Genomic DNA, 16,401 nt, shown 5'->3' on the forward strand with positions numbered 1-16,401 from the left:
TTCTTTCGTGGCCTTCAACGACATTCCGAGATATACTTTTTCGGCATAGCTTGGTGCAGATGTCATGGAACTGAAAGAACTCCGCAACTTCATGCGCGTTGCGCGCGCCGGCAGCGTCAGCCGCGCCGCCGATGAGCTGCGGCTGGCGCAACCGGCCCTGAGCCGGCAAATCAGCAAGCTCGAACGCGAACTCGGCGTCTCTCTCTTCTCAAGGCATGGTCGCGGCGTGCGGCTCAGCGCAGCCGGGTCGCTATTGCTCGAACGGGCCGAGGCGATCGTGCATCTGGTCCGACAGACCAGCGACGAGATCAGGGAAGACCGATCGCTGACCGCCGGCCGCGTCACGCTTGGCGTCCCGCCCGCGGCCGGGCGGCTTCTGATCCCGACCTTCGTCGAGCAGTTCCAGAAAGCCTGGCCAAGGATCGCTCTGCATATGCGCGAAGGTGTCACCTCTTCACTGCAGGAATGGCTGCTTGAGAAGCGGATCGATATCGCCATCCTGCATAACCCGCCTCATCTGGAAGCCTTGAATATCAGCCCTGTTTTGACGGAAAGGATGCATGTCATCGCTCCGCCGCATCACGGGCCGGGCAAAAAGCCGCGCACCACGTTCCGCATTCGCGATCTTGCCGAGCTGCCACTGATCCTGCCCAGCATGGCGCACAACAATCGACGGCTGGTCGAACAGGCGGCGCTCGAACATGGCGTCCGGCTGCGCATCAGGACGGAAGTCGACAGCGTCGCGTTCGCCAAGGCGATGGTTGAGCGAGGACTCGGCTACACAATCCTGACCTACGCCGCCGTGCAGGAGGAAGTGGCGCGCAAGCGTCTCGCTGCCTATCCCATCGTGCGGCCGGCGCTATCAACCAGGGTCACGATCGTGACGCCGAGAGACCAGCCTCCCAAGACGACCCAATATGCAAGCGAGATATTGCTTGAGGTGTGCCGTATGCTGGTGCGAAGCAAGCAATGGGCGGGCGCGCAGCTTTGCTGAAGCTGATCATCCCGTCCTGTCATTCGTCATGCCGAGAAAGTATCGCTCGTGAACTTCAAATGAAGTTCGCCATGCACTAATCTTGTTTATTGCAACATCATTTGCCGGGTTGGCTGCCAAGTTGGTTTCGCAGCGCAGAAAGGCGAACGGCCAAACTTGTGCATTCGACGATCACCTAAGAAGACTTCGGGAGGATTGCCGTGAGAAGCTTGAAGATCCTGCTCATCGGACTGAGCATGCTGCTGTCCCCGGCCCTGGCCGTCGGGCAGGATTTCCCCAACAAGCCGATCAAGCTGATCGTGCCGTTCCCGGCTGGTGGGCCGAACGACATCATTGCGCGCACGGTGGGCCAGCGAATGTCGGAAATTCTCAAGCAGCCCGTCCTGATCGACAACCGCGGCGGACAGGGCGGCGTGCTCGGCACCGACTCGGTCGCGAAGGCGGAGCCGGACGGCTACACGATCGCCATCACCAGCGCCGGTGCACTCGCCATCAGCCCGAGCATGCAGGCGATCGCCTATGACACCCTGAAAGATCTGGCGCCGGTGACACTGGTCGCCAAGGTCCCGGAGATGCTGGTGGTTGCGACCAACGTTCCGGCGAACAACATGAAGGAACTCGTTGCGCTGGCGAAATCGCAGCCGGGCAAGCTCAATTTCGCCTCCTCCGGCCCGGGCAGCCTGCCGCATCTCGCCGGTGAATTGTTCAAGCTCACCGCCAAGATCGATATCGTCCACGTGCCCTATCGCGGTGCAGCTCCCGCCGTGAATGACCTGCTGGGACAGCAGGTCCAGATGGTGTTCCTCGATCTCCCGGTCCTGCTGCCACAGGTCAAGGCCGGCAAGCTGAAACCGATCGCGATCGGCGCGCCCAAGCGCGTCCCGAGTGCCCCTGATGTGCCGACCACGACCGAAGCCGGCATGCCGGACCTGCAGACCGAGAACTGGTACGGCATGGTTGCGCCTGCAAAGACGCCGCCGGCCGTGATCGCCATTCTCAACAAGGCCGCCGTCGAAGCCATGAAGGATCCGGGCGTCGCCTCAAAGCTTGCCGCGCAGGGCGCCACTCTGGTCGGTGACACGCCGGAGCAGTTCCGCGTCTTCATCGACAGCGAGATCAAGAAGTGGGCGAAGGTGATCAAGGACGCGGGCGTGAAGACCGACAAGTAGGCGGGCGCGAAGTCCTTTCGGATCACAGCCCGCTCCTCCTTCACTCCATCACCCTGTCAGCGGCCGCAGAGCGGCCCTCGAAGGGCGAGGGCCCCGACATTGCCCGTCATTCACCAATCGGCTTGTCCGAGATTGGATTCAACAGTGAGCAAGTCGGCCAGGCCGACTTGCGATGGCTCGCGCTTACGCGGCTCGCACCTCAGGATGACGGATTAAGGTAATCCATGTCCGGACGTCTCGCTGGAAAAGTTGCGCTCATCACCGGGGCTGGTTGCATCGGTCCCGGCTGGGGCAATGGCCGCGCCGCGGCGGTGATCTTTGCGCGCGAAGGCGCAAAAGTCTTTGCCGTCGACAAGAACCCCGACGCCATGACGGAAACGGTCGCGCTGGCGCAGGAGGCCGGTGAGATCAGCACCCACACTTGCGATGTCACCGACGACTGGCAAGTGACGGACATGGTGCGGGCCTGCCGCGCCACTTATGGGCGCATCGATATCCTGGTGAACAATGTCGGCGGTTCCGCGCCCGGCGGCGCCGCCGAGCTTTCCGAAGAGAATTGGGACAAGCAGATCGATTACAATCTCAAAAGCATTTTCCTGACCTGCCGGCACGTGATCCCGTTCATGATCGAACAGGGCGGCGGCGCCATCGTGAATACGTCGTCGACATCGGGCATTCGCTATACCGGCTCACCGCAGGCCGCCTATGCCGCATCGAAAGCAGGCGTCATCCACTTGTCCCGCGTTACCGCCGTGCAATATGCGAGCAAAGGCATTCGCGTAAACACCGTGGTGCCGGGACAGATGCATACGCCGATGGTGGAGGCACGGCTCGCCAGGCAACGCAGCGGCGGCGACATCGAGACTTTGCTGAAGCAGCGCGTTGCGCGCATTCCGCTCGGCTTCATGGGCGACGGGCGCGACACCGCCAACGCCGCCCTGTTTCTGGCCTCCGACGAAGCGCGGTTCATTACCGGAACGGAAATCGTGGTCGATGGCGGCATGACCGCGCGCTGCGACTGAACGCCATGATTGTCGCACGCGGAGACAATGCGCCGTCCTGCCTGCCGCCGGACCACAACCCGAAAAAGCCCGGCCTGCGCCTGCCGCCGCTGAGCTGCGATTCCCATTTCCATGTGTTCGGCCCGCGGCATGTGTTCCCTTTTGCGGCGGACCGCACATTCACGCCGCAGGACGCCCCGTAGGAAGACCTGTTCCGGCTGCACAAATTCCTCGGCTTCGAGCGCGGCGTATTCGTGCAGTCGGGCTGCCACGGCAGCGACCATGCCGTGGTGCTTGATCTTCTCGCCGCCGGAAACGGACGTTATCGCGCAGTCGGCCTGATCGATCCGTCATTTCCGAAGACCGCGTTGATGCGGCTGCACGACGCCGGCATGTGCGGCGTGCGTTTCCATTTCTTCCCGCATCTCGGCGCGCCGACGCCCGAGGCCGACATCCGCGCCGTGATCGGCATGGTGGCGCCGCTCGGCTGGCATATCGCGATCCATGTCGGAGGACAGGGCATCCTCGAGCAATACGATTTCATCGCCGCGATCGAGGCGCCGGTTGTGATTGATCACATCGGCCGCATCGATATCGGCGAGGGGCTCGACGGCAAGACCTTTTCGGCTTTGCGTCGCCTGCTCGACCGCGGCAATGTCTGGGTGAAGCTCTCCGGCGTCGACCGGATCAGCAAGCAGGGCGCCCCCTGGCGCGACGGGGTGCCATTCGCGCGCGGTCTCGCCGCGCATGCGCCGGAGCGCGTGGTCTGGGGCACCGACTGGCCGCACCCCAACCACACCGCCATACCCAATGACGGCGAGCTGGTCGATCTTATCGCCGAGATCGCGCCGAACGAGAAAACACGGCACCTGATGCTGGTGGACAATCCGGCGAATTTGTTCGGATTTTAGTAGTCTTGGGGCGCCGCAGCCACAAGGTCGGGAAAGCGGGGCGCCCGGCCGTGGCGACATGAAACACCCGGCCTCAATTCCGATTAAACCCGCTCGTAGCTTGAGACAGATCAACACGCAGTCATTCGGCAAAGCCATCTTATCCTGCGAGCACGATCATTCATGTCCACCTACAGGCTTCAGCAACTCCTTTCGCCGCGATCCGTCGCCCTGATCGGCGCGAGCCCCCGCCGGGGCTCGCTGGGATACGCGTTGCTCAAGAATTTGAAAGACGCCGGATTTTCGGGCCCGATCTATCCCGTGAATCCGCATCATCATGAGATCGATGGCTTGAAATGCGTGCCGGCAATCGGAGACCTTGCCGAGACTCCGGACCTCATGATCGTCGCAACACCTGCCCCCACTGTTCCGTCTTTGGTCCGAGCAGCCGGCGCGAAAGGCGTTGGCGCGGCGATCATCGTGACCGCAGGGCTCGGGCATGGTCCCGATTCGCTGGCGGCGCAGAGCGAGCAGATTGCACGCCAATCCGGATTGCGCCTGCTCGGCCCAAATTGCCTCGGGCTGATTGCACCCTATGCCAAGCTTAATGGCAGTTTTGCCTCGCGCATGCCGGCGCCCGGCCATCTCGCGGTCATTTCGCAATCCGGCGCGATCGCTGCGGCGATTGCGGAATGGGGCATCACGAATGCGAGCGGCTTCTCCGCCATCGCCTCGATTGGCGATCAGATCGATGTCGATATCGGCGACCTGCTGGATTATTTCGCGCTCGACTCGAAGACCCGCGCAATCCTGCTCTACGTCGAGTCCATCTCACGCGCCCGCAAATTCATGTCGGCTGCCCGCGCGGCCGCACGCATCAAACCTGTCGTTGTCATAAAGGCAGGCCGTCATATTGAAGGCGCGCAAGCGGCGGCGACGCATACCGGCGCCATGGCCGGCTCCGACGCGGTCTATGGCGCCGCCTTCCGCCGCGCCGGGCTGCTGCGGGTCTTTGATATGGACGAATTGTTCGACGCCGCCGAGACGCTCAGTCATGTCAGAAACCTGAAAGGAAAGCGGCTCGCGATCCTCACCAATGGCGGCGGCATCGGCGTTCTGGCGATTGACCGGCTGCGCGATATGGGCGGTACGGTGGCAGCCGTGTCGCCGGCGATCAAGGAACGGCTGGACAGCGTGCTTCCTTCGACCTGGTCGGGCGCGAATCCTGTTGACATCGTGGGCGATGCGGGCCCCGACCGCTATGTCGCCGCACTGGAGGCTTTGCTTGCCGATCCCGCGAATGATGCGATTTTAGTCTTCAACGTTCCGACGGCCATGGCGTCGCCGCGCGAGGTCGCACAGGCCGTGGCCAACAAGGTCGCAAGCCAGCGTTCCAGAAGTCTGCAACCCAAACCCGTCTTTACATCATGGGTCGGCGGCGACCAGACAACGGTAGACATTTTCAATCACACCGCTATCCCGCATTATTCGACAGAGGTCGAAGCCGTTCGCGGCATGATGCACTTGGTGCGCTACCAGGAAGCCATCGCTTCCCTTATGGAAACCCCGCCAAGTCTTCCGGACGACTTCAAGACGGACGAGAAGGCGGCGCGAAAAATCGTCGACGGGGCCTTGTCCGAGGACCGGCGCTGGCTCGACCCTCTTGAAGTCGCCGCGTTGATGGCAGCTTATGCCATCCCGATCACGCCGACTTATCACGCCACTGATCCTGATGCGGCTGGCCGGATCGCAGCACCTCTTCTGGCCGAAGGGCAGAAGGTCGTCCTCAAGATTCATTCCCGGGACATTGTTCACAAATCGGATGTGGGCGGGGTGCGGGTCGGACTATCGTCCGCGGATGATGTGGCGCGGGCGGCTTCCGAAATTTTCAACAACGCGAAGCGATTGCGGCCCGATGCCCGCATTGAAGGCCTCATCGTACAACCGATGATCCAGCGCAAATATGCCCGTGAACTCATTCTAGGCATTGCCACCGATCCTGTCTTTGGTCCAGTCATTCTGTTTGGCCGCGGCGGCACCGCGGTTGAAGTCATCAATGACAAGGCACTGGCCTTGCCGCCTCTCGATTTGAACTTGGCGAACGATCTGATCGGCCAAACACGGGTCTCCCGCATCCTGTCGGCTTACCGCGATGTGCCAGCGGCCCGCCGTGAAGACATCGCCATGACGCTGGTCAAGATCTCGCAACTGGCAGCCGATCATCCGGAAATAGATGAAATCGACATCAATCCGCTGCTGGCCGACGAGCGCGGTGTTCTGGCGCTCGACGCGCGCGTGTCGGTATCCCGCAAACAGATTGCCAGGAGCCAATCCCACTTGGCGATCCGGCCCTATCCGAAAGAGTGGGAACGCGTACTTTTGCTTGCGCCGGATTGGCCGATCTTGGTACGGCCGGTCCGGCCGGAGGACGAGGGTCTGTTTACCGAATTCTTCACGCAGATATCAGACAGCGATTTGCGGCTGCGATTCTTTGCTCCGATCAAGGATTTCAGCCATTCATTCATCGCGCGGTTGACGCAAATCGACTATGCGAGATCGATGGCGTTCGTCGCCTTCGATCAGACCTCCGGAAAGCTCCTCGGCGCGGTTCGCCTGCATGCCGACGCCAATCATGACGTCGCAGAATACGCCATCCTGGTGCGCTCGGATCTCAAGGGCCGCGGACTGGGGTGGAAGCTCATGCAGCTCGTGATCGAATATGCCAGGGCCGACGGCATCAAGCAGATCCAGGGCGAGGTGCTCCGCGAAAATACGGTCATGCTGCGGATGTGCGAAGAACTGGGCTTCAACATTGCCCCCGACCCGGACGACCAGGCTTTAAGCATCGTCAGCTATCGCCTGGCTTGATGCCCTGCCGGTCATTTCTTACTGATCAGATTGGCGGTCAGTGTCATGCGCACGAGGTCGGCCAGGCTGTTGGCTTCCATCTTTGTCATCAGATTGGCCCGATAGACTTCAACGGTGCGCGCGCTGATAGCCAGATCATAGGCAATGGTCTTGTTCGGCAGCCCGGCCACCAGGCCTTCCAGGACCTGTTTCTCTCGCGGCGACAGCGTGGCAAAGCGCTGTGCCGCCGCCGCTTGTTCGGCCGTCTGGCCGTCATCGCGCTGGCGACGGCTCAAGGCGGAGCGCACGGACGACAGAACCGCATCCTGATCGAACGGCTTCTCCAGGAAATCGCTCGCCCCGGCCTTCATGGCCTCGACCGCGAGGGATATATCGCCGTGCCCGGTCACCACAATGACCGGCACGGGATTCTTCGCATCCTGCAGCTTGCGCAGAAGTTCAAGGCCGTCCATGCCGGGCATGCGCATGTCGGTGATGATGCAGCCCGCCTCTTCCACGTTGAAGCTCGACAGGAACTCGATCGCCGATTCATGCTGGCGACTCTTGATCGCGGCCGTTCCCAGGAGAAAAGCCAGCGAATCCCGCACCGCCGCGTCGTCGTCGATGATGTGAACGATACTATCGGCCATCCTTCAATTCCTCGGTATCGACTAGTCTCAAGGTAAAGTGAAAGATCGTTCCTCCGCCCCGATTGGGCTCGACCCAGATGCGGCCGCCATGCGACTCGACGATGGTTTTGGAGATCGACAGACCGACTCCCATGCCATCGCTCTTGGTCGTAATGAAGGGCTGGAACAACTGCGCATCCATCTCCGGCGGAATCCCGGAACCGGTATCCGAGACGCTGACTTGCACCATCCGGGCTGCGGCCGCCTGCGTCCAGATGGTGAGATTGCGGTCTTTTGCACCAATCATGGCATCGATCGCGTTGCGGATCAGGTTGAGCAGCACCTGTTGTATCTGCACCTTGTCCACCAGCACCAGATCGAGATTCCTGTCGAGATCGATGCGAACGCGAACACCCTGCTCTTTCGCACCGACCAGCGCCAGCGCGCTCGCTTCTTCGATCAGCTTGGGCAGGTTCTCGACCTTCTTTTCGCTTTCGCCGCGCGCCACGAAATCGCGCAACCTGCGGATGATCTGCCCCGCCCGCAGGGCCTGATCGCCGGCTTTTTCGATTGCATCGCGGATGAGCGCAGCGGAAGAAGCATCGGCAGATTCAAGCAGCCGCTGCGAGCCTTTGAGATAATTCGTGATCGCAGCCAGCGGCTGGTTCAGTTCATGCGCGAGCGTGGACGCCATCTCGCCCATCGCAGTCAGTCGCGAGATGTGCACGAGCTCGGCCTGAAGCTCCTGTAAACGCGCTTCGGTTTTCTGTCGCTCCGTCAAGTCGCGGACAAAGCCGGTGAAGAAGCGCCGGTCGTTCGAGTGCATCTCGCCCACGGCAAGCTCCATGGGAAATGTCGAGCCGTCCTTGCGCTCGCCGACAACCACGCGCCCAACGCCGATGATGCGCCGCTCCCCAGTGCGCAGATAACGGTCGATGTAACCGTCGTGCGCTTCCCGATAGGGCGAAGGCATCAGCATTTTCACATTCTGACCGATCACCTCCGCCGCCGAATATCCAAACAGACGTTCCGCGGCATTGCTGAAGGAGCGCATGATACCGCGTTCATCAATGACCACCATCGCATCGGGCATGGTGTCGAGAATCGACCGCAGATGTGCTTCCCGTGCCGACAGCGTCTGATTGATGGTGTCGGCCTGCTGACGCGATTTCTGCACGCGGCCGCCAAGCCAGGCCATTCCGATGCCGATGCTGCAAAAAGCGATTGTGAGCGTCAGCTCACTCTGCGACAGCTCGCCTGAAAAGATACTGGCACCAAGCACGGCGCTCAGAATCGTCGCGACAAAGCCTGGCCCGAAACCGCCGAGAGCGCTCGCCACCAGCACGGCCGGCACGAAAAACAGATACGGCGGCAGATCCGGATTGAGCGCCAGCCGCACGGCATAGGTCAGCAGCACAATGCAGATGGCGAGGGCATAGACGATGACGTCATGCCGACGGGGCATATACCGGCCGCCCGCTCTTTTCTGACTGGTCTCAGAAGCCAAAAACGTTCATCCCGCTGTCAATTACACCCAATTTTGCTGAATCAGGCAGCATTTTCAAGTATTTACCGCAGTCCCTCGGGCGCCTCCGGGATTCTCCTTAGGGGTAATATCCAAATTTTAGATACGTCAAATCGACTTTATCAGGCGGATACGGACATAGGAGGAACCCATGCGCCCGCATCCCCAGACCACCGCCCTCGCCGTTTCCAATACCCTGCCCCCGCGCAAAATAGCGACCTTCTTCAATTGCCCCGAGTTATTGGGCGCGACGATGTCCTTCGGGAAAGGCGCCGAAATCTACGGAGAGCATGAGCCCGCGGATTATGTCTACATGGTCGTATCCGGCACAGTGCGCAGCTACAGAATTCTGAGCGACGGCCGCCGCCAGATCGAAGGCTTTCACTTCGCAGGCGATGTCTTCGGTCTCGATACCGGCGCCGAGCATAACTCGTCGGCCGAGGCCGTCACCGCCGCGACCGTTCTGGTCATCCGCCGCAGCACCGTTCTCGCCGCCGCAGAGCGCGACATGACTGTTGCCAACCAACTCTGGAAGCTGACCGCGCGCCAGCTCGACCAGGCCCGCAAACATGCCCTGCTGCTGGTGAAGAGCGCGCAGGAGCGGGTTGCCGCGTTCCTTCTCGACATGGCCCGGCTGGGGACAGGGAATGCCGTGGAATTGCCGATGTCGCGCCAGGACATTGCCGATTATCTCGGCCTGACCATCGAAACGGTGTCACGCACGCTGTCGCTGTTTCAGCAGGAAGCGTCGATCGATCTACCGAATTCGCGCCGTATCCTGCTGCGCAACCGGGGTGCATTGCATAGCCTGAATTCCTGAGACCAGCGTCTGCAGGTTGGGCTAGGGTGTTTAGACGGCGCAAATCCGGAACCGGATTCGCGCCGTCCTTCATTGACCAGGAGGACAGGATGTCTATTCCAGCGACTTCAGGAATGCGATGAAATCGCCGATCTGATCGGGGTCGAATCGGAACTCGGGCATCGAGGGATGCCCGGTGACAAGTCCCTCGGCAAGCGGCTCTTCCAGGCGCTCGACGGGATAGCTCTTATGGAGGTCGCGGAAAGGCGGCGCGATGGCGAGCGGGCTCCGGCTCACCTTGTCAATCGAATGGCAGCGCGCACAATAGGTCCGCGCGATCACGACACCGCGCTGAACGCTCGGCGATTTGGCCCATTGCGCCTGCCGCACCTGCGCCAAGCTGGCTTCAGGCGTGCCCAACGCCAACGACAGGGCAAGAGCTGCGGCGGCGCCCGCAAAGCGCAACGCCCGCATCCTCAAGCTCCAAGGCCGGTTAATGGCATTTTGCCGCTGCCAGTGCCGCCATCGTCTGCTCATTCGGGCAATAGCTCGGCCAAGCCGCTGCTTTCGGCTTTTTATCCAGTTCATACGCGCATCGCCGCTTGCTGTTGCATTGCGAGCAACAGCGCTGCATGTCCCGCAGAAGGATGGGGTTGACGGACTTGATGTCGACGCCGCAGTCGGCAAGGCGCCGTTCCATCAGAGACGCGGAATCCTCGTCCTCCGCGGTCAGCGCCACCAGATCGGACTCCGTCAGGCCGACGTCCTGGGCGACGAGTTTTGTTTCGACGGTGCCAAGGGCGGCAATCTCGGCGCGCTTTGTCTGTCGCTTCTGGAAGCGCTGAAAGGCCTCGACGATCGATTGAAACAACCCGGGTCTGTCAATTGCGAGTTCGGTCATGGCTGACCTCCTTTTATTTTTTTACTAGCAGGTCCGCTCCCACCGACATTGAGCCACATCAACCATCGAATCCGCTTTTTTTTGCGACCCCGCAGCCATGAGGTTGATCTGCATCAAGGTTACCGCCTCCGAGATTGGGCCTTTATTCCAATCCGGGATTTCAACCGGAATTTTGCTGCTCATACGGAAGTTGGCGAGGATGCACCCTCAAACCCTGTCCCAGAAATCGATCACTGTCAGCGAGGCGGGCGCGGCGATCATATTCGCCATCCTCTCTTTTGGATCGCTGCTCGTCGCCGCCATGGCGCATACGCCCGAATATGCGTTCCACGCTTATCTGTTCGCAGCAGGCGGTCTTGCCGCCGTGTTTGCGATCATCGACCGCTATTTCAACCGGCCAGCACAATTGCCGCCGCTGACGATCGACGGCAAGCCCAACTACAACATGGCGCCGATCAAGTTTGCCACGATCGCGGCGGTGATCTGGGGCATTGCGGGATTCTCGATCGGCCTGTGGGCGGCGCTTGAGCTTGCCTTTCCTGTCCTCAATTTCGACCTGCCCTGGCTGTCATTCGGGCGCGTCCGCCCGCTCCACACGTCAGCGGTCATCTTTGCCTTCGGCGGAAACGTCCTGATTGGGACGTCGTTCTACGTCGTGCAGCGGACATCCCGCGCCCGGCTTGCCGGCGATCTTTCGCCCTGGTTCGTCGTGCTGGGCTACAACTTCTTCATCGTCATCGCCGGCACCGGCTACCTCCTCGGCATCACGCAATCCAAGGAATATGCCGAACCTGAATGGTATGCTGACCTGTGGCTCACCGTGGTCTGGGTCGTCTATCTTCTGGTATTCCTCGGCACCATCATGCGGCGCAAGGAGCCGCATATTTACGTCGCCAACTGGTTCTATCTCGCCTTCATCCTGACCATCGCGGTCCTGCATCTGGGCAACAACGCGGCGATTCCAGTTTCTCTGTTCTCGCCCAAGTCCTACATCGTCTGGTCCGGCGTACAGGACGCCATGGTGCAGTGGTGGTACGGCCACAACGCGGTCGGCTTCTTCCTAACCGCCGGCTTTCTCGGGATCATGTATTATTTCATTCCGAAACGCGTCGACCGCCCGGTCTATTCATATCGGCTGTCGATCATACACTTCTGGTCGCTGATCTTTCTCTACATCTGGGCCGGCCCGCATCATCTGCACTTCACGGCGCTACCCGACTGGGCACAGACGCTCGGCATGACATTCTCTGTCATGCTGTGGATGCCGTCCTGGGGCGGCATGATCAACGGCCTGATGACGCTATCCGGCGCGTGGGACAAGCTGCGTACCGATCCGGTGCTGCGCATGATGGTCGTGTCGGTCGCCTTCTACGGCATGTCGACCTTTGAAGGTCCGCTGATGTCGGTGAAGGCCGTCAACTCGCTCAGCCATTATACCGACTGGACCATTGGTCACGTGCATTCCGGCGCGCTTGGCTGGGTCGGGTATATCTCGTTCGGCGCGATCTATTGTCTCGTGCCATGGCTGTGGAACCGCGAACGGCTCTACTCGAACCGGCTGGTCGAGTGGCATTTCTGGATCTCGACCATGGGCATCGTGCTCTACATCTCCGCGATGTGGGTCTCGGGCATCCTGCAGGGCCTGATGTGGCGCGCCTACACAAGCCTCGGCTTCCTCGAATATTCCTTCATCGAGACCGTCGAGGCGATGCATCCCTTCTATCTCATCCGCGCGCTCGGAGGCGCCCTGTTCCTCGCAGGCGCGCTGCTGATGGCCTTTAATCTCTGGAAAACCGTGAAGACGGGCGAACCGGTCGCACGCCGCGAGCCGGCACTGGCGCCGGCGGAGTAAACACGATGTCGCTCTGGTCGAAACACGCCGTCTTGGAAAAGAACTCGATCGTTCTGCTGATCGGCATTCTCATCGTCATTGCCGTCGGCGGCCTCGTCGAGATCGTTCCGCTTTTCTATCTGAAAAGCACGATCGAGAAGGTGGAGGGCATCCGCCCTTACACGCCGCTCGAGCTCGCCGGGCGCAACATCTACGTGCGCGAGGGCTGTTACAATTGTCACTCGCAGATGATCCGGCCGCTGCGCGACGAGATCGAGCGCTACGGTCATTATTCCCTTGCGGCCGAGAGCATGTATGATCGGCCATTCCAATGGGGATCGAAGCGCACCGGTCCTGATCTTGCGCGCGTTGGCGGCAAATATTCCGACGAATGGCACCGCGACCATCTGAACCGGCCGTCGAGCGTCGTGCCCGGCACCGTCATGCCGGCCTATCCCTGGCTTGCGCGCACGGAACTCGACTTCAGGCACATTACGAATGATCTGACCGTTCAGACGAAACTGGGCGTCCCCTATTCCGCCGACATGATCAAAAACGCCGCGACCGATCTCAAGATCCAGGCGACGACGGACCATCCGGACGTTAGCGAGCTTGAGAAACGCTATGGGAAGGCGCAGGCGCGCGATTATGACGGCGATCCGCAGCGGATTACCGAGGCCGACGCGCTGATCGCGTATCTGCAGCTGCTCGGCACACAGGTCGATTTCAAGCTTTACGACAACAAGGCCAACATCCGATGAACTCCACCCTGCCGCACACTTACAGGGTTCTGGCTGAATTCGCCCAGTCCTGGGGACTTGTCTACTTCGTCATCGTGTTCCTGCTGGTCGTTGCCTATGTCTTCTGGCCTTCGAGAAAGAAGCGCTTCGAAGAGGCCTCGCGCATTCCGTTGGGGGAAGATTGATCATGTCCGCCGACCGCAACAAGACCATCGATCCTGTGACCGGAGTTGCGACCACCGGGCATGAATGGGATGGCATACGCGAACTCAACATGCCGCTGCCGCGCTGGTGGCTGTGGATTTTCTACGCCACAATTATCTGGTCGATTGGCTACTGGATCCTCTATCCGGCATGGCCCCTCGTGACGACCTATACCGACGGCCTTCTCAATTGGAATTCGCGTCAGGCCATCATGGATGACATGGCGGCACTCAAGGCTCAGCGCGCTGCCATGGTCGACCGCATTCAATCCTCCACGCTCGAGGAGATTCTGTCCGATCAGCAGATGCTGAGTTTCGCCCGCGCGCAGGGCCGGGCTGCATTCGCGGACAATTGCGCGCCGTGCCATGGCGCGGGAGGCGGTGGCGCCAAAGGCTACCCCAACCTCGTCGATGACGACTGGCTGTGGGGCGGAAAACTGGAGGATATCGCCTTCACCATCCGCCATGGCATCCGTTCAACGGACGAGCAGACGCGCTCCGGCACGATGCCTGCTTTTGGTCGCGACAAGATGTTGGAACGGCCCGATATCCTTGCCGCCGCGGATTATGTCCGGTCGCTGTCAAATCTTGCGGTGGCAAAGACAGCCGATCTTGACCGCGGCAAGAAGGTGTTCGCTGAGAACTGTGCAGCTTGCCACGGCGAGACCGGGAAAGGCAACAGCGAGCTTGGCGCACCCGACCTGACCGACCCGATCTGGCTGTTCGGCCCGGCTCGCGATACAATTATTGAAGGTATCTCGAATGGACGCGGCAGCGTCATGCCGACTTGGCGCGCACGACTCGACGACACAACCATCAAGTCGCTGACGGTCTATGTTCACAGCCTGGGCGGTGGTCAGAAATAGATGTAATGGTCCAGATATCACTCGATCGCAAAATTACAGCGCAACCAAAGGAGCAGGTTCTCACCCAAGAACTCGAACCGGAGGTCGACATTCCGCTGTATGAGGGCCGCCGCAAAATCTATCCGCAGCGTGTAAAAGGCACATACAGGACGATCAAATGGATCGTTCTGTTTGTAACCCTCGGCATCTATTATGGCTTGCCGTTCGTGCGCTGGGATCGCGGTCCGCATGCGCCGGATCAGGCGGTTCTCATCGATCTGGCCAACGGCCGCCTCTATTTCTTCTTCATCGAAATCTGGCCGCAGGAAGTCTATTATTTGACGGGCCTGCTGGTGATTGCAGCGCTCGTCCTGTTTCTGATGAACGCGATCGCCGGCCGCGTGTGGTGCGGATATCTCTGCCCGCAAACGGTCTGGACCGATCTGTTCTTGGCGGTGGAACGTTTCTTTGAGGGCGACCGCCGTGATCGCATGCTGGCCGATGCGGGCCCGTGGACACTGCAGCGCAGTATCAGGAAGGCCGGCAAGCACTTCGTCTGGATCATGATCGCCTGGTGGACGGGCGGCGCCTGGGTTCTCTACTTCGCCGATGCACCGACATTGGTGCGGGAGCTGGCTACCGGCACCGCGCCCATGGCCGCCTATGTCTGGATCGGCATCCTTACCACCACCACCTATCTGCTCGCCGGACACATGCGCGAGCAAGTCTGCATCTATATGTGTCCGTGGCCGCGCATCCAGGCGGCGCTCACCGACGAACATGCCTTCAACGTAACCTACCGCTACGATCGCGGCGAGCCGCGTGGCTCGATAAAGAAGAACGCGCAATTGCGCCTTGAAGGATTGCCGGCGGGCGACTGCATCGACTGCTTCCAATGTGTGAATGTCTGCCCGACCGGTGTGGACATTCGAAAGGGCTCGCAGCTCGATTGCATTCAATGCGGCCTTTGCATCGACGCCTGCGACACTGTCATGCGCAAGATCGGTCGGCCTGAACGGCTCATCGCCTACGACAATGAAATCAACATAAAGCGTCGCCTCGCCGGACTGCCGGCCGTGTTCAAGCCGGTGCGCGCCAGGACCGCCCTGTACACGGCCGTAATCGCGATCGTGGGCGGATTCATGCTGTACACTTTGGCCACACGCCACAGCGTGGCCCTCAGCGTCATCCATGATCGCAATCCGATCTTCGTCACGCTGGCCGACGGCGGCATCCGTAACGGGTACAACCTGCGGATCATCAACAAGAATCTCGCCCCGCGCGAATTCTCCCTGTCGCTCGAAGGGCTCCCCTCAAGTGTCGTTGAAATTGTCGGATTGCCGATCGGCGCGCGCCGCGTGATCGAAATCGGCCCGGACCAGACGCAGGAAATTCGAGTCCTCGTGAGCAACTACGAGCACGCGCCGGCCGCATCCACCCCCATTGTTTTCCAAATTGTCGACACCAAGACGAACGAACGCGCGCAGGCGCGCGACTATTTCCGCGCGCCACAGAAGGATTGACGCCATGCTCCGTCCCTCGAATGCAAGCCGACCGCGCGAAGTGACAGGACGCACCGTTCTGCTGGCCTTCATCGCATTCTTTGGCGTTGTTTTTGCGGCCAACGCGATCCTGGTGCGCGCGGCGACATCGACCTTCGGCGGCGTCGAAACCGCGAGCTCCTATAAGGCAGGGCTCGCCTTCCGGCAGGAAACCGACGCCGCCCGCGCGCAGGATGCGCTCGGCTGGAACGTGCAGGCGAGCCTCACCCGCCAATCCGATGACGTGACCATCGAAGCGACCGTGCGTGATGCCCTCGGAAACATTCCGGCGGGCCTGACGGCGGTCGCCAGACTCGCACATCCGGCGGACGCGCGGCATGACAAAGTAGTGGCCCTCGACGAATCCGGCGGCCGGTTCCGCGGTATCGCCGACCTCCCGCCCGGCCAATGGGACCTGATCGTCGATTTTAGCCGAGACGGCGAACGCACCTTCCGCTCGAGAAGCCGGATCATGGTGAAGTAAGT

At 60.8% G+C, this 16,401-nt stretch carries 17 protein-coding genes; 13 read left to right on the plus strand and 4 right to left on the minus strand.

Annotated elements, in window-relative coordinates; all coding sequences use genetic code 11:
* The first annotated feature begins 64 nt into the window (after positions 1-64).
* From RO009_04885 to RO009_04910, 6 genes are all read left to right on the plus strand, one after another.
* Positions 65-994, plus strand: coding sequence for a LysR substrate-binding domain-containing protein (locus RO009_04885; GenBank protein ID MDT3684363.1), 930 nt, complete (start codon positions 65-67; stop codon positions 992-994).
* A 200-nt stretch (positions 995-1,194) separates the two neighbouring features.
* The gene (locus RO009_04890) at positions 1,195-2,163 is read left to right on the plus strand and encodes a tripartite tricarboxylate transporter substrate binding protein (GenBank protein MDT3684364.1); all 969 of its coding nucleotides are present in this window, start codon (positions 1,195-1,197) and stop codon (positions 2,161-2,163) included.
* 224 nt (positions 2,164-2,387) lie between these two features.
* Positions 2,388-3,185 (plus strand): SDR family oxidoreductase, encoded by a 798-nt coding sequence (locus RO009_04895; GenBank protein MDT3684365.1) that lies wholly within the window; start codon positions 2,388-2,390, stop codon positions 3,183-3,185.
* Between the two features lie 5 nt (positions 3,186-3,190).
* Positions 3,191-3,367 (plus strand): hypothetical protein, encoded by a 177-nt coding sequence (locus tag RO009_04900; protein ID MDT3684366.1) that lies wholly within the window; start codon positions 3,191-3,193, stop codon positions 3,365-3,367.
* 15 nt (positions 3,368-3,382) lie between these two features.
* A complete protein-coding gene (locus tag RO009_04905) occupies positions 3,383-4,075 on the plus strand; it encodes an amidohydrolase family protein (GenBank protein ID MDT3684367.1) in 693 nt (230 codons plus the stop codon).
* A gap of 162 nt (positions 4,076-4,237) precedes the next feature.
* A complete protein-coding gene (locus RO009_04910; GenBank protein MDT3684368.1) occupies positions 4,238-6,922 on the plus strand; it encodes a bifunctional acetate--CoA ligase family protein/GNAT family N-acetyltransferase in 2,685 nt (894 codons plus the stop codon).
* An 11-nt stretch (positions 6,923-6,933) separates the two neighbouring features.
* Here the strand turns inward: RO009_04910 and fixJ are convergent, their stop codons facing one another.
* Both fixJ and RO009_04920 read right to left on the minus strand, forming a co-directional pair.
* Positions 6,934-7,551 (minus strand): response regulator FixJ, encoded by a 618-nt coding sequence (gene fixJ / locus RO009_04915; protein ID MDT3684369.1) that lies wholly within the window; start codon positions 7,549-7,551, stop codon positions 6,934-6,936.
* Positions 7,541-8,995: a PAS domain S-box protein gene (locus tag RO009_04920; GenBank protein MDT3684370.1), complete on the minus strand. Its 1,455-nt coding sequence runs from the start codon at positions 8,993-8,995 to the stop codon at positions 7,541-7,543. Before RO009_04920 ends, fixJ begins: the two co-directional genes overlap by 11 nt.
* A 211-nt stretch (positions 8,996-9,206) precedes the next feature.
* Here RO009_04920 and RO009_04925 point away from each other — a divergent pair, with 211 nt between their 5' ends.
* A complete protein-coding gene (locus tag RO009_04925) occupies positions 9,207-9,875 on the plus strand; it encodes a helix-turn-helix domain-containing protein (GenBank protein MDT3684371.1) in 669 nt (222 codons plus the stop codon).
* A 93-nt stretch (positions 9,876-9,968) separates the two neighbouring features.
* Here the strand turns inward: RO009_04925 and RO009_04930 are convergent, their stop codons facing one another.
* Complete coding sequence (locus RO009_04930) at positions 9,969-10,328, minus strand: cytochrome c (GenBank protein MDT3684372.1); 360 nt, start codon at positions 10,326-10,328, stop codon at positions 9,969-9,971.
* Positions 10,329-10,347: 19 nt separating this feature from the next.
* Positions 10,348-10,755 carry a DUF6455 family protein gene (locus tag RO009_04935; GenBank protein MDT3684373.1) on the minus strand — a complete coding sequence of 136 codons (408 nt, stop codon included), beginning with the start codon at positions 10,753-10,755 and terminating at the stop codon, positions 10,348-10,350.
* Positions 10,756-10,954: 199 nt separating this feature from the next.
* Here RO009_04935 and ccoN point away from each other — a divergent pair, with 199 nt between their 5' ends.
* The 6 genes from ccoN to RO009_04965 are packed head-to-tail and all read left to right on the plus strand — an operon-like array spanning position 10,955 to position 16,399.
* Positions 10,955-12,607 carry a cytochrome-c oxidase, cbb3-type subunit I gene (ccoN, locus tag RO009_04940; protein ID MDT3684374.1) on the plus strand — a complete coding sequence of 551 codons (1,653 nt, stop codon included), beginning with the start codon at positions 10,955-10,957 and terminating at the stop codon, positions 12,605-12,607.
* Between the two features lie 5 nt (positions 12,608-12,612).
* Positions 12,613-13,347 (plus strand): cytochrome-c oxidase, cbb3-type subunit II, encoded by a 735-nt coding sequence (gene ccoO, locus RO009_04945; protein ID MDT3684375.1) that lies wholly within the window; start codon positions 12,613-12,615, stop codon positions 13,345-13,347.
* Entirely contained in the window at positions 13,344-13,511 is a 168-nt protein-coding gene (locus tag RO009_04950; protein MDT3684376.1) for a cbb3-type cytochrome c oxidase subunit 3, read from the plus strand. Before ccoO ends, RO009_04950 begins: the two co-directional genes overlap by 4 nt.
* Positions 13,512-13,513: 2 nt before the next feature.
* Entirely contained in the window at positions 13,514-14,395 is an 882-nt protein-coding gene (gene ccoP / locus RO009_04955) for a cytochrome-c oxidase, cbb3-type subunit III (GenBank protein MDT3684377.1), read from the plus strand.
* A 5-nt stretch (positions 14,396-14,400) separates the two neighbouring features.
* Entirely contained in the window at positions 14,401-15,897 is a 1,497-nt protein-coding gene (ccoG, locus tag RO009_04960) for a cytochrome c oxidase accessory protein CcoG (GenBank protein ID MDT3684378.1), read from the plus strand.
* Between the two features lie 4 nt (positions 15,898-15,901).
* Positions 15,902-16,399, plus strand: a complete 498-nt coding sequence (locus RO009_04965) for a FixH family protein (protein ID MDT3684379.1) — start codon at positions 15,902-15,904, stop codon at positions 16,397-16,399.
* The last annotated feature ends 2 nt before the right edge of the window (positions 16,400-16,401 follow it).

Source organism: Pseudorhodoplanes sp. (assembly GCA_032027085.1).
Classification (GTDB): Bacteria; Pseudomonadota; Alphaproteobacteria; order Rhizobiales; family Xanthobacteraceae; genus Pseudorhodoplanes.

What these genes read in the sequence shown, in the direction of transcription:
- RO009_04885 (MDT3684363.1), top strand. Translation starts at nt 65, where the DNA reads ATGGAACTGAAAGAACTCCGCAACTTCATGCGCGTTGCGCGCGCCGGC.
- RO009_04895 (MDT3684365.1), top strand. Translation starts at nt 2,388, where the DNA reads ATGTCCGGACGTCTCGCTGGAAAAGTTGCGCTCATCACCGGGGCTGGT.
- RO009_04900 (MDT3684366.1), top strand. Translation starts at nt 3,191, where the DNA reads ATGATTGTCGCACGCGGAGACAATGCGCCGTCCTGCCTGCCGCCGGAC.
- RO009_04910 (MDT3684368.1), top strand. Translation starts at nt 4,238, where the DNA reads ATGTCCACCTACAGGCTTCAGCAACTCCTTTCGCCGCGATCCGTCGCC.
- fixJ (MDT3684369.1), bottom strand. Translation starts at nt 7,551, where the DNA reads ATGGCCGATAGTATCGTTCACATCATCGACGACGACGCGGCGGTGCGG.
- RO009_04920 (MDT3684370.1), bottom strand. Translation starts at nt 8,995, where the DNA reads ATGCCCCGTCGGCATGACGTCATCGTCTATGCCCTCGCCATCTGCATT.
- RO009_04925 (MDT3684371.1), top strand. Translation starts at nt 9,207, where the DNA reads ATGCGCCCGCATCCCCAGACCACCGCCCTCGCCGTTTCCAATACCCTG.
- RO009_04930 (MDT3684372.1), bottom strand. Translation starts at nt 10,328, where the DNA reads ATGCGGGCGTTGCGCTTTGCGGGCGCCGCCGCAGCTCTTGCCCTGTCG.
- RO009_04935 (MDT3684373.1), bottom strand. Translation starts at nt 10,755, where the DNA reads ATGACCGAACTCGCAATTGACAGACCCGGGTTGTTTCAATCGATCGTC.
- ccoN (MDT3684374.1), top strand. Translation starts at nt 10,955, where the DNA reads ATGCACCCTCAAACCCTGTCCCAGAAATCGATCACTGTCAGCGAGGCG.
- ccoO (MDT3684375.1), top strand. Translation starts at nt 12,613, where the DNA reads ATGTCGCTCTGGTCGAAACACGCCGTCTTGGAAAAGAACTCGATCGTT.
- RO009_04950 (MDT3684376.1), top strand. Translation starts at nt 13,344, where the DNA reads ATGAACTCCACCCTGCCGCACACTTACAGGGTTCTGGCTGAATTCGCC.
- ccoP (MDT3684377.1), top strand. Translation starts at nt 13,514, where the DNA reads ATGTCCGCCGACCGCAACAAGACCATCGATCCTGTGACCGGAGTTGCG.
- ccoG (MDT3684378.1), top strand. Translation starts at nt 14,401, where the DNA reads ATGGTCCAGATATCACTCGATCGCAAAATTACAGCGCAACCAAAGGAG.
- RO009_04965 (MDT3684379.1), top strand. Translation starts at nt 15,902, where the DNA reads ATGCTCCGTCCCTCGAATGCAAGCCGACCGCGCGAAGTGACAGGACGC.